This is a genomic window from Pseudomonas sp. PF05, from assembly GCF_056521845.1.
In genome coordinates, this window is the sequence record NZ_JBWLPW010000006.1 from 95999 (window position 1) to 108583 (window position 12585).

Annotated in this window: 10 protein-coding genes; 4 read left to right on the top strand and 6 right to left on the bottom strand. The window is 62.6% G+C overall.

Annotated features, from left to right (window positions below; translation table 11 throughout):
* Window positions 1–8: 8 nt before the first annotated feature.
* The 6 genes from AC09SL_RS12285 to rfbB all read right to left on the bottom strand — a co-directional run bounded on the left by AC09SL_RS12285 (window position 9) and on the right by rfbB (window position 6653).
* Entirely contained in the window at window positions 9–1400 is a 1392-nt protein-coding gene (locus tag AC09SL_RS12285) for a sigma-54-dependent transcriptional regulator (RefSeq protein WP_058544967.1), read from the bottom strand.
* Entirely contained in the window at window positions 1397–3205 is a 1809-nt protein-coding gene (locus AC09SL_RS12290) for a sensor histidine kinase (RefSeq protein ID WP_058544990.1), read from the bottom strand. The genes AC09SL_RS12285 and AC09SL_RS12290 overlap by 4 nt, the downstream gene beginning before the upstream one ends.
* A 73-nt stretch (window positions 3206–3278) precedes the next feature.
* Window positions 3279–4160, bottom strand: a complete 882-nt coding sequence (rfbD, locus tag AC09SL_RS12295) for a dTDP-4-dehydrorhamnose reductase (RefSeq protein ID WP_058544968.1) — start codon at window positions 4158–4160, stop codon at window positions 3279–3281.
* Window positions 4157–4702, bottom strand: a complete 546-nt coding sequence (gene rfbC, locus AC09SL_RS12300; protein ID WP_058544969.1) for a dTDP-4-dehydrorhamnose 3,5-epimerase — start codon at window positions 4700–4702, stop codon at window positions 4157–4159. Before rfbC ends, rfbD begins: the two co-directional genes overlap by 4 nt.
* Window positions 4699–5574 (bottom strand): glucose-1-phosphate thymidylyltransferase RfbA, encoded by an 876-nt coding sequence (rfbA, locus tag AC09SL_RS12305; RefSeq protein ID WP_058544970.1) that lies wholly within the window; start codon window positions 5572–5574, stop codon window positions 4699–4701. Before rfbA ends, rfbC begins: the two co-directional genes overlap by 4 nt.
* The gene (rfbB, locus tag AC09SL_RS12310; RefSeq protein WP_058544971.1) at window positions 5571–6653 is read right to left on the bottom strand and encodes a dTDP-glucose 4,6-dehydratase; all 1083 of its coding nucleotides are present in this window, start codon (window positions 6651–6653) and stop codon (window positions 5571–5573) included. Before rfbB ends, rfbA begins: the two co-directional genes overlap by 4 nt.
* Before the next feature lie 230 nt (window positions 6654–6883).
* Here rfbB and AC09SL_RS12315 point away from each other — a divergent pair, with 230 nt between their 5' ends.
* The 4 genes from AC09SL_RS12315 (at window position 6884) to AC09SL_RS12330 (ending at window position 12492) form a co-directional block, all read left to right on the top strand.
* Window positions 6884–9796: an aminotransferase gene (locus AC09SL_RS12315; protein ID WP_058544972.1), complete on the top strand. Its 2913-nt coding sequence runs from the start codon at window positions 6884–6886 to the stop codon at window positions 9794–9796.
* Window positions 9797–9969: 173 nt separating this feature from the next.
* Window positions 9970–11076, top strand: coding sequence for an agmatine deiminase (aguA, locus tag AC09SL_RS12320; RefSeq protein WP_058544973.1), 1107 nt, complete (start codon window positions 9970–9972; stop codon window positions 11074–11076).
* 243 nt (window positions 11077–11319) lie between these two features.
* A complete protein-coding gene (locus AC09SL_RS12325; RefSeq protein WP_058544974.1) occupies window positions 11320–11520 on the top strand; it encodes a hypothetical protein in 201 nt (66 codons plus the stop codon).
* A 300-nt stretch (window positions 11521–11820) separates the two neighbouring features.
* A complete protein-coding gene (locus AC09SL_RS12330; protein ID WP_058544975.1) occupies window positions 11821–12492 on the top strand; it encodes a DsbA family protein in 672 nt (223 codons plus the stop codon).
* The last annotated feature ends 93 nt before the right edge of the window (window positions 12493–12585 follow it).

The following is a 12585-nucleotide window of genomic DNA, read 5'->3' on the forward strand; positions in this document are numbered from 1 at the left end:
ACGATAACTCAATCGGACTCATCGGCCGAGCCATGGCTGCTGTCGCCGAAGTTCAGCCCATGCTTGCGTAACTTGTCATGCAAGGTCTTGCGTGGGATGCCCAGGGCTTCGGCCAGGCTGCGTACCGAGCTGTGGGGACGGGCCAATTCGGCGGCGATCAGGGTTTTCTCGAAGTTTTCCACCTGCTCGCTCAAGCCGCCGCTGACCAATTCCACCGGTGCGCTGGGGCTGCCGTCGGGCGCGTTGTTGTCCAGGGCCAGTTCCAGGCCCAGGGCAAAGCGTTCAGCGGCGTTCTGCAGTTCCCGCACATTGCCCGGCCAACTGTGGCGCAGCAGCAGCGCCCGTTGTGCCGGCTGCAATTCATGGGGCGGCAGGCCGTGGCGAGTGCTGGCTTCGTCGGCGAAGTGCTGGAACAGCATCAGCGCATCCTCACCCCGTTCGCGCAACGGTGGTATGCGCAGCGGCGCGACGTTCAGGCGGTAATACAGGTCGGCGCGAAAGCGCCCCTGGTCGGCGGCCTGGCGCAGGTCTTCCTTGGTGGCGGCGATCACGCGGATATCCAGCGGGATCTGTTGATTGCCCCCCAGCCGCTCCACCATGCGTTCTTGCAGCAGACGCAGCAGCTTGACCTGGACATCCAGGCTCATGCTTTCGATTTCATCCAGAAACAGAGTGCCGCCGTTAGCGAATTCGAACTTGCCGATACGGCGTTTTTGCGCTCCGGTAAAAGCGCCGGGTTCGTGGCCGAACAGCTCGCTTTCCACTACGGATTCGGCCAGGGCTCCGGCGTTGATCGCCACGAAGGGGCCGTTGCGTCGGCCTGAAAGATCGTGCAGTGCGCGGGCGACCACTTCCTTGCCGGCACCGGTTTCACCGAGGATCAGCACGTCGGCGCGGGTGGCGGCCAGTGCGCCGATTTGCTCGCGCAGGCGCAATATCGGTGCCGATTGGCCGACCAGGCGGGCGCTGAGTTCATGGCGATCGCTCAGGGCCAGGCGCAGGCTGCGGTTGTCCAGCACCAGTCGGCGCAAGGCCAGGGCCCGGCGCACGGTGTCGAGCAGATGATCGCTGGCGAAGGGCTTTTCCAGGAAGTCATAGGCTCCGGCACGCATCGCCTGCACGGCCAGCGGCACGTCGCCGTGGCCGGTGATCAGCAGCACCGGCAGCTCCGGGTCCTGGGCGTGGAGCTCGCCCAGCAGTTCGAGGCCATCCATGCCTGGCATGCGAATATCACTGACCACCACCCCTGGCCAGTCGCGGGGCAGTTGCCCGGCCACGCCCTTGGCTTCGGCCAGGGTCAGCGTTTTCAGGCCGGCCAGGTCGAGGGTCTGGCTCAAGGCCTGACGCAAATGGGGATCGTCGTCGATCAGCACCACCTCAATCCGGTTGTCGATGGTCATGCACTTCGGTCCTCGGACGGTTGCAGGCTCACCCCAGGGGCGCCGGCACGTAGCTTCAGGGTAATCAGGGCGCCGCCTTCCTTGTGGTTGGCGAATGACAGTTCACCGCCAAAGGCGCGCATCAGGGTGTCGCAGATCGCCAGCCCCAGGCCAAGGCCTTGGGTGCGGGTCTTGGTGGTGTAGAAGGGCTCGCCGGCGCGGCCCAGGGCTTCCATGCAAAACCCCGGGCCGTTATCGCGGATGTACAGGTTGACGCCGGTTTCGGTGGCCTGGGCACTTAGCCAGAGTTTGCGCGGCGGGCCTTTTTCGGTGAGGGCATCGAGGGCATTGGCCAGCAGGTTGCCGAGCACTTGGCGCAAGCGGGTTTCGCCGGCCTCGACCCACAGTGTGGCGGCCGGCAAATCGCGGATCAGTTCCACTTCCATGCTGCGCCGGCGCTTGGCGAGCAGCGCCAGGGCATCGTCCAGCGCCGGCTGCAAAGCGACGCTTTCCGGCGCATGTCGGTCGCGGCGGGCGAAGGCGCGCAGATGGGCGATGATCGAGGCCATGCGCCCGGTCAATTCGCTGATCAGCTTGAGGTTGCCCCGGGCGTCTTCGGTGCGTTGGTGGTCGAGTAGAATCTCGGCGTTTTCCGCGTAGCTGCGAATCGCTGCCAGCGGTTGGTTGAGTTCGTGGCTGATGCTCGCCGACATGGTGCCCAGGGCCGACAGCTTGCCGGCCTGCACCAGGTCATCCTGGGCGCGGACCAACTCCTGCTGGGCCTGCTCACGCTCCAGTACTTCCTGCTTCAACCGTCGGTTCAGCCCTTGCAGGTCACTGGTACGCTCCGCCACCCGGCCCTCCAGCTCTTGGCGGGCCTTGGCTTCGAAGGCGATCCGATCCAGGTAATGGCGCCGGCGTTGCATCATCAACCCGAGCAACAGCATCAAGACCAGTAACGCCGCGCCGCCGATGGCGACCACGGTGCGCACCGGACGATCAATCAGCGTGCGCGGGGCGAGAATGCTCACGCTCCAGCCGGTTTCCTCGATTGACTGGGTCTGGGGCAGCCAGGCGTTGGCGTCCAGGTTCAGCGGCTTGGGATCGCGGGTCGGATACGGTTGTACCGCGCTGATGGCCTTGCGCTCGTCGTCACTGAGCGGCCGGGTTGCGCGAAATCGCCATTCCTGGCGCGACGTGAGAATGACCACGCCATTGTGGTCGGCCACCAGCAACTGTTCCGGGGTCTTGCCCCACAAGCTTTCGGTGTGGTCGAGGTCGACCTTGACCACCAGCACGCCGATGACTTTTTCGCGCTCGTGCACGGCGGCAGCAAAGAAATAACCGCGCTTGGCCGACGTCGTGCCCAGGCCGAAGAAGCGGCCCAGGCGTCCGGCCATGGCTTCGATGAAGTACGGCCGGAAGGCGAAATTGCGTCCGACGAAACTGTCGTGTTTGTCCCAGTTCGACGCGGCCAAGGTCTTGCCGGAAGGGTCCATCAGGTACATGACTTCGGCGCCGGTCTGGGCGCTGATGTTTTTCAGCAGCCGGTTGGCATTGCCTTGGGTCACGCCATCGTCCGGGGCCGACAAGGCGGCGCGCAAGGCCGGCAGGTCGCCGAGAATCTGTGGCAGCACCTCATAGCGGTGCAGCGTGCCCAGCAGGTTGGCGACGTAGAGGTCCAGGGTCTGGCGGTTCTGCCCGGCCAGCTCGCTGCGGTAATAACGTTCGGCCAGGTGCTCCAACGGCCACAGCAACGGCGCCAGGCACAGCGCGAGCAAAGCCAGGCTGCGCCATCGGGGTCTGCGAGGAAGGGTGGAATTCATGAGCATGGGGCGCCTGTGGTGACAGGCGTATTATGCCCAGCGCCGCCTCACAAATACTATTTGTAAGGCAGTACTAGATTTGTCCGGCTAGGCACTGCTGCAACGCGCTTCGCCAGTCCGGTTGGCTCACGCCCCACGCCTTGAGCAGGCGGCTGCAATCCAGGCGCGAGTTCAGCGGCCGAGGGGCCGGAGTGGGATAGGCGCTGGATGCAATGGGCTCAAGCAGCGCGCACGGCTTGTGTCGAACGAGCAGGTCTTCGCCGATGGCCTGGGCGAAACCGAACCAGGACGTCTCGCCCCGGGCTGTCAGGTGATAGGTGCCCCACGCGCCAGGTTGGCCGGCCTGCCAGCGCTCGATCAGTTGCGCGGTGCTGTCGGCAATGGTGCCGGCCCAGGTCGGTGCGCCAATCTGGTCGGCGACCACCCGCAGCTGCGGTTTTTCCTGCAACAGGCGCTGCATGGTCAACAGGAAGTTACGGCCCTCGGTGGAGTACACCCAGCTGGTGCGCAGAATCAGGTGCTGGCCGCCAGCCTGGCGGATGGCATTCTCGCCGGCCAGTTTGCTGCGTCCGTAGACACTCAGCGGGTTGGGCGTGTCGTCCTCGGTGTAGGGGGTGGGCTTGAGGCCATCGAAGACGTAGTCGGTGGAGTAATGAATCAACGGGACGCCTAGTGCAACCGCTGCCTGGGCCAGGATGCCCGGTGCCGTGGCATTGATGGCGAACGCCCGCTCCGGTTCACTTTCGGCCTGGTCGACGGCCGTGTGGGCGGCGGCATTGATGATCAGACCGGGCCTCAACGCCTCGATGGGGGCGCGCAGGGAATCCGGTTGTGCCAGATCGAGCTGGTCGCTGCCGCGTACGATCAACTCGCCCAGGCCGCTCAGGCGTGATTGGAGTGCCCGGGAAACCTGGCCATTCTGGCCGATGATCAGGATGCGCAACGGGGTACTCATGGGAACAGGTCTGCCTCATGCAGGGGCTTGCCATTCCGGTCTTTGGCCGAGAGGACCGGCGCGCCTTCGAGCTCCCAATCGATGGCCAACTGCGGGTCGTCCCAGCGGATGCAGCGTTCGGCCGACGGGGCGTAGTAATCAGTGGTCTTGTAAAGGAAGTCCGCTGATTCGCTCAGTACGACGAAACCGTGGGCAAACCCTGGCGGGACCCACATCTGCCGGTGGTTCTGCGCCGACAGGCGTACGCTGGTCCATTGGCCGAAGGTCGGCGAGCTGCGGCGGATGTCCACCGCGACATCCAGCACTTCCCCCGCCGTGACGCGCACGAGTTTTCCCTGGGCCTGTTCGATCTGATAGTGCAGGCCCCGCAGCACGCCCCTGGTGGAGCGTGAATGGTTGTCCTGGACGAACTGCAGGGTGCAGCCGGTCGCTTCGGCAAACGCCCGGGCATTGAAGCTTTCGTAGAAAAAACCGCGGTCGTCGCCAAAGACTTTCGGTTCGATGACCAGCACATCCGGCAGGCGAGTGGCGATGACCTTCATCGTGTTTCTCCGGCGATGGTGAACAAGTACTGGCCGTAGCCGGTCTTGCCAAAATACTGGGCGCGTTCAAGGACGTGCTCGCGGCTGACCCAACCTTGCTGGTAGGCAATTTCTTCCAGGCACGCCACTTTCAGGCCTTGGCGATGTTCGATGGTCTGCACGTATTGCGAGGCTTCCAGCAGGCTGTCGTGAGTGCCGGTGTCCAGCCAGGCGAAACCACGACCGAAGCGCTCGACATGCAGGTCGCCGCGTTGCAGGTAGGCATTGTTGACGTCGGTGATTTCCAGTTCGCCGCGCTTGGAGGGCTTGATAGCCTTGGCGATCTTGATCACGTCGTTATCGTAGAAATACAGGCCGGTCACCGCGTAGCTGGATTTGGGCGCGGTGGGTTTTTCTTCGATGGACATCGCTCGTCCTTCTGAATCGAAGTCGATCACGCCAAAACGCTCAGGGTCCTTGACCCAGTAGCCGAACACCGTCGCGCCACTCTGCCGGTTGACGGCGGTCTGCAATTGTTCGCCAAAATGCTGGCCGTGGAAAATGTTGTCGCCCAGGATCAGGCACACCGAGTCGCTGCCAATGAACTGTTCGCCGATCAGGAACGCCTGGGCCAGGCCATCGGGCGTCGGCTGCTCGGCGTAGCTGAACTGCACGCCGAACTGTTGGCCGTCGCCCAGCAGGCTGCGGTATTGCGGCAGATCCTGCGGGGTGGAAATTACCAATATGTCCTTGATGCCGGCGAGCATCAGCACCGAGATCGGGTAATAGATCATCGGCTTGTCATAAACCGGCAGGAGTTGCTTGGAAACCCCAAGGGTAATCGGGTGCAAGCGTGTGCCGGAACCGCCGGCCAGAACAATGCCCTTCATCATGCAATCGCATCCTTGTTGTCGAGCGAGCCGAGGCGCTCGCCCTGATAGCTGCCGTCCTGGACACGCTGGCACCACAGCAGGTTCTCGAGGTACCACTGCACGGTCTTGCGCAGCCCGGTCTCGAAGGTTTCCCGGGGGGTCCAGCCCAGTTCCCGTTCGATCTTGCTGGCGTCGATGGCGTAGCGCAGGTCGTGGCCGGGGCGGTCCTGGACGAAGCTGATCAGGTCGGCATAGTGCTCGACCCCTTCGGGTTTGCGTGGCGCCAGTTCCTCGAGCAGCGCGCAGATGCTGCGCACCACGTCGATGTTTTTCTGCTCGTTGTGGCCGCCAATGTTGTATGTCTCGCCGACCGCGCCTTCTGTGACGACCTTGAGCAGCGCACGGGCATGGTCTTCGACGAACAGCCAGTCGCGCACTTGCTGGCCGTTGCCGTAGACCGGCAAGGGCTTACCGGCCAGTGCGTTGAGGATCACCAGTGGAATGAGTTTCTCGGGGAAGTGAAACGGCCCGTAGTTGTTCGAGCAGTTAGTCAACAGCACGGGCAAGCCATAGGTGCGTTGCCAGGCGCGGACCAGGTGGTCGGACGCCGCCTTGCTCGCCGAATACGGTGAGCTTGGGGCATAGGCGGTGGTTTCGGTGAACAAGTCATCCACGCCGTGCAGGTCGCCATACACTTCGTCGGTGGAAATGTGGTGGAAGCGAAACGCGCGCTTCTGTGGCTCGGGCAGGGCCTGCCAATAAGCTCGAGTGGCTTCCAGCAGGCTGTAGGTGCCCACGATATTGGTCTGGATGAAATCCGCCGGGCCATCAATGGAACGGTCTACATGGGACTCGGCTGCCAGATGCATGATGGCGTCAGGCTTGAATCGCGCCAGCACTGCACCGACGGTGGGTTGATCGACGATATCGGCCTGGACGAATTCGTAGCGGCTGTCGTGATCGATGCTGCTCAGCGATTCGAGATTGCCAGCATAGGTCAGCTTATCGAGGTTCAGGACCTGGTGCCCGGTATCAAGAATCAAGTGCCGTATGAGGGCCGAGCCGATGAAGCCGGCACCGCCAGTGATGAGAATGCGCATCCGGTAAGCCTTTTGGATCAGAGAGTAGAGCGGTAAGAGCATAGCTTGTAGGTATGGCGAGGGCGGCGCAAGTGGGATATTGCTGCGTCGACAGGCGACCCGCGCAGGAATGAACGTAAATCCCCTCACCGCAGGCCCCAATACCAGGGCGCGTATGTAAGAGGGGTTGCTTATCCCACGACTCAGTGGCGAGATAGTCATCCGAACAAAACCACCTCAGGGGTCGTTGTATGCCACTCACTACGTTGGTTCACCGTGCCAGTTTGCCAAGCCCACAGATCAGCGCCGAGCAGGCGTTGGTGCTGTTGCGCTTGAATTACGGACTCAGCGGTGACCTGCGACCCCTCGGCAGCCACCAGGACCTCAACTACCGCGTCGACAGCGAGCGCGGGCGCTTTGTGCTGAAAATTTGCCATGGCGACTACGCTGTCCAGGAGCTCCAGGCCCAACACGCTGCCCTCAAGCAGTTGGCCGGGCACGGCGCGGTGAAAGTGCCGCGGGTGATTGCGGCCAACAACGGCCAGGACCTGCTGACATTGGACGTCGACGGGCAAGCGGTTCACATGCGACTGCTGGAGTACATCGACGGCCAGTCCCTCACGCAGCTCAAACACCTGCCGCCTGAGTTGGTGACCGGCCTGGGCCGCCTGTGCGCGGAAATGGACCTGGCCCTGGCGACATTCGACCACCCAGGCCTGGAGCGTACCCTGCAATGGGACGCGCGCCACGCTCCCGCCCTGGTCGATCACCTGTTGCCTGTCATCGACGACGATCAGCGGCGGCAACTGATCGCCGAGGTCGCGCAACAGGCCGAGCGGCGCTTGCAGCCGCTCAAGGCCAGCTTGCCGGTGCAGGCGATCCACATGGACATCACCGACGACAACGTGGTCTGGCAGCGCGATGCCCAGCGCCAATGGCAATTGCAGGGCGTCATCGATTTCGGCGACCTGATCCGCACCTGGCGCGTCACTGACTTGTCGGTGACGTGCGCGGCCCTGCTGCACCACGCCGACGGCGATCCATTCTTCATCTTGCCGGCGATCAAGGCCTGCCACACAGTCAACCCCTTGCAACGCGAAGAACTGTTGGCGCTGTGGCCACTGATCGTGGCGCGCGCCGCGGTACTGGTGCTCAGCGGTGAGCAGCAGGTCTCCATCGACCCGGACAACCAATACAGCCGCGACAACCTGGCGCATGAATGGGAGATTTTCCGGGTCGCCCACTCGGTGCCCCTCGAACTGATGGAAGCGGCGATTCTTAGCGTCGTCGACCAAAGCCTGCCGCCGATTGCCAGCGAAGGCTTTGCGCCGCTGTTGCCGACCCTGGTGGGGCGTGAGTTCGCGCTGATTGACCTGGGGGTGCTGAGCCCGCATTTCGAGGCTGGCAATTGGGAGCAGCAGGGGATCGACCAGCGCTTGCTGAGCGAGGCCGCCGGCATTCATGGCCTGGCCGCCAGCCGCTACGGGCAGTACCGGTTATCCCGCACTCGGCCGGACAGCGCCGTCGAGCCCGATACCTATCCACTGCACGTGGAGTTGAGCGTTCCGCTGGGGACGCCGCTCGAATCCCCTTTCGCTGGGGTCGTGCACAAGACCGCCGAGGGCTTATTGCAGCTGGACAGTACCCAGTTGAGCGTGCGGCTGTGGGGCGTGACCTCGCCGCTGCATTCCGGCGCGGCACTGGTCAAGGGGCAGGTGCTGGGCGAAGTGTCAGGGCTGTTGCGGGTCCAATTGTGCCGGGGCGCCCAGGTGAATCCGCCGCTGTTCTGCACGCCCTCCAGGGCACCGGCCTGGCAGGTGCTTTGCCCTTCGCCGGCGGTGCTGCTGGGGCTGGCTTGCGATGCCGAGCCGGAGATCGATCCCGACGTGCTGCTGGCCCGTCGCGATGCGAGCTTTGCCCGTTCGCAAAAGCACTACTACGTCGACCCGCCGCGCATCGAGCGTGGCTGGCGCAACCACCTGATCGACATGCAGGGCCGCTCGTACCTGGACATGCTCAACAATGTCGCCGTGCTGGGCCACGGCCATCCACGTATGGCGGCAGTGGCTGCCCGGCAGTGGTCGCTGCTCAATACCAACTCGCGTTTCCACTATGCGGCGGTTGCCGAATTCTCCGAACGTCTGCTGGCATTGTCGCCGTCCAACATGGACCGGGTGTTCCTGGTCAACAGCGGCACCGAGGCCAACGACCTGGCGATCCGCCTGGCCTGGGCCTACAGCGGCGGGCGGGACATGCTCAGTGTATTGGAGGCCTATCACGGCTGGTCGGTGGCGGCCGATGCGGTCTCGACGTCCATTGCCGACAACCCCCAGGCCCTGAGCAGTCGCCCGGACTGGGTGCATCCAGTGACCGCCCCAAACACCTATCGCGGCGAATTCCGTGGCCTCCACACTGCGCCGGACTACGTGCGCAGCGTCGAACATAACCTGGCGAAAATCGCCAAGAACAAGCGCCAGCTCGCCGGTTTCATCTGCGAACCGGTGTACGGCAACGCGGGGGGGATCGCGCTGCCGCCCGGTTACCTGAAACGGGTCTACGCGATGGTGCGCGAGCGTGGTGGGGTCTGCATCGCCGACGAAGTACAGGTCGGTTACGGGCGCATGGGCGAGTTTTTCTGGGGCTTCGAAGAGCAAGGCGTGGTGCCGGACATCATCACCATGGCCAAGGGCATGGGTAACGGCCAGCCGTTGGGCGCGGTCATCACCCGCCGGGAAATCGCCGAGGCGCTGGAAGCCGAGGGCTACTTCTTCTCGTCGGCCGGAGGCAGCCCGGTCAGTTGCCAGATCGGCATGGCGGTGCTGGATGTCATGGAAGAAGAAAATCTCTGGGAAAACGCCCGGGTGGTGGGTGGGCATTTCAAGGCTCGGCTGGAGGCCTTGATCGACCGCTATCCATTGGTCGGTGCGGTGCATGGCTCGGGGTTCTACCTGGGTGTGGAACTGATCCGCGACCGCGACACGTTGGAGCCGGCCACCGAAGAAACCACGGCGCTGTGCAATCGCCTGCGAGCGTTGGGGATATTCATGCAGCCGACCGGCGATTACCTGAACATCCTCAAGATCAAACCGCCGATGGTCACCACGCGCCAGAGCGTGGATTTCTTCGTCGATATGCTGGTGAAGGTCTTGGACGAGGGGCTGTAATCGATCTGGAATGCAGGCTGTAAAGCTGTGTTCCCCACAGGTTTTTTCGTCATAAGATCGATTTTTGTCGGTGTTTTAAGATGCTTTTTGATTGATCGAGATTTTTTGTACTTTATTAGTCGATATTTATCGTTTATAAGGTTGCCACTTGCCCGTCGCCCAGGAGATGACCCATGACAACGTTGCACAGCACTCCCCGCGCGGATGGTTTCCATATGCCTGCCGAGTGGGCGACCCAGACCCAGGTCTGGATGATCTGGCCCGAGCGCCCGGACAACTGGCGCCTGGGCGGCAAGCCCGCGCAGGCCGCCCACGTCGCGGTCGCCAAGGCCATCGCCCGTTTTGAACCGGTGACCGTGGCGGTGTCTGCGGCCCAATACGAAAATGCCCGGGCGCGTCTCGACGTGCCGAATATCCGCCTGGTGGAAATGTCCAGCGACGACGCCTGGGTTCGCGACACCGGCCCCACGTTCGTGATCAACGACAGTGGTGAAGTGCGTGGTGTCGATTGGGATTTCAACGCCTGGGGCGGTTTCGACGGTGGCCTGTATGCGCCGTGGAACCGTGATGCGCAAGTGGCCGGCAAAATCCTCGAGATCGAGCGCAGCCCGCGTTATCGCACCGAAGGTTTTGTGCTCGAGGGCGGCTCGATCCATGTGGATGGCGAAGGCACCCTGATCACCACCGAAGAGTGCCTGCTCAACCGCAATCGCAACCCGCACTTGAGCCGTGAAGAGATCGAGGCAGTGCTCAGCGCGCAGTTGGCAGTGGACAAGATCATCTGGCTGCCTGATGGGCTGTTCAATGACGAAACCGACGGCCACGTGGATAACTTTTGCTGCTACGTGCGGCCGGGCGAAGTCCTGCTTGCATGGACCGACGACCCGCAAGACCCGAACTACACCCGCTGCCACGCGGCAATGAACGTGCTGCAAAACAGCACTGACGCCAAGGGACGCCCGTTCACAGTGCACAAAATGCCAATTCCGGGGCCGTTGTACGCCACCGAGGAAGAATGCGCTGGCGTCGATGCGGTAGAAGGTTCCCAAGAGCGCAACCCAACCGTGCGCCTGGCCGGGTCCTATGTGAATTTCCTGATCGTCAACGGCGGCATCATTGCCCCACGTTTTGACGATCCGCTGGACGCACCGGCCAGGGACATCCTGCAGAACCTGTTCCCGCAACACGAAGTGGTCATGGTGCCAGGGCGCGAACTGTTACTGGGAGGCGGTAATATCCATTGCCTTACTCAACAGCAACCCGCACCGCGGGCAAAATGAGTGGCGATGTAACAGCAGGGTGATATCGACGGCTCCGGCTCCAAGTCGGCGTTTTTGGATCCACCCTGGCAAGCCCGCGGCCCAGTTGGGTCGTGGGCTTTTTTTGTGCCTGTTTATGGCTGTCATGGATACATTGGCATAGCTCTTGTATCAGCATCCCAGCAGTTTCAGGAGCGCAACTGCGTTGTTTTGTCATAAACCTTGGATAAATTGGCCGCTCATCAACCAGGAGAGGGCGCTGGAATGAATATGACAAGCGAGCGCACATGCCATCCCTTGGCCATTAATGGTGAGTCGCTTCAAGCCTTGGCGCAGTGGTTGAAGTCCAATGGAACGCGTCAGATCAGGGAACCTGATCCGCGCCGGATGATCGTTGAGCGTTACCCCGCTGGCCTGTTCAGCGAGGCGGAGCTGGAAGCGCTGTGGGATGTGATGCAAGGATAGAATTCGACGGATTGATAAAGGCGCTGGCCGGGATGGCAGCGCTTTTTTTATGTCCGCTGGCTTTCGAATCCACACAAGTCACTGTGTGCGAGCTTGCTCGCGATAGCGGTGGATCAATAACACTGCTGTTGACTGACACACTGCCATCGCGAGCAAGCTCGCTCCCACAGGGGGCGGTGTTTAATTCAGTGAGGCATTCGACCGATCCACGAAACACACTGAAAACCGTTCCAGCGTTTTTGCGCAGCGCTCTCAAGGCTACCCTGCTGCCATCCAATCCCCATGGTTAGCGGAGTCCTCATGGCCACTCTTCATTATATCTACGACCCACTGTGCGGCTGGTGCTACGGCGCCAAGCCGTTGGTGCAGGCCGCCCGGGCCGTTTTGCCGGTCATTGCCCATGGCGGAGGCATGATGACCGGTGCCAATCGCCAGCAGGTCTCGCCGCAACTGCGCAATTATGTGATGCCCCACGACCGGCGCATCGCTGAATATTCCGGGCAGCCATTTGGCGAGGCCTATTTCGAAGGTTTGCTGCGTGACCACAGCGCCGTGTTCGATTCGGCGCCGCCGACCGCCGCCATCCTCGCTGCCGAACAGCTCGGCGGCCACGGCCTGGAACTGCTCGGGCGCCTGCAAACCGCGCACTACGTCGAGGGCCGGCGCATCGCTGACGAAGCCGTCCTGCTGGAGCTCGCTCAATCCATTGGCGTGCCGGCCCAGGCGTTCCTGGCGGCGTTGCGCGCGGTTGATGTACAGGGGCATATCAAGGCCAGTCGTACCTTGCTGGCCCAAGTCGGCGGCCAGGGTTTCCCGACCTTGGCCCTGGAGCAGGACGGCCAGTTCACGCTGCTCGATATCGGCCCCTGGCTCGACAAACCCGAGGCATTCGCCCAATGGCTGACGCAAACCCTGCCGGCGCAGGTCTCTACGCCCTCGGCGGTCTGCGGTCGGGATGGCTGTTTGTTTTGAACGATTCTTAGATGTTTTTCGCCTAATTACAGACGATTCACGAAATTGACACACTGTTGAGGGCGCGACTAGGATTCGTCCTACGCCTGTGGC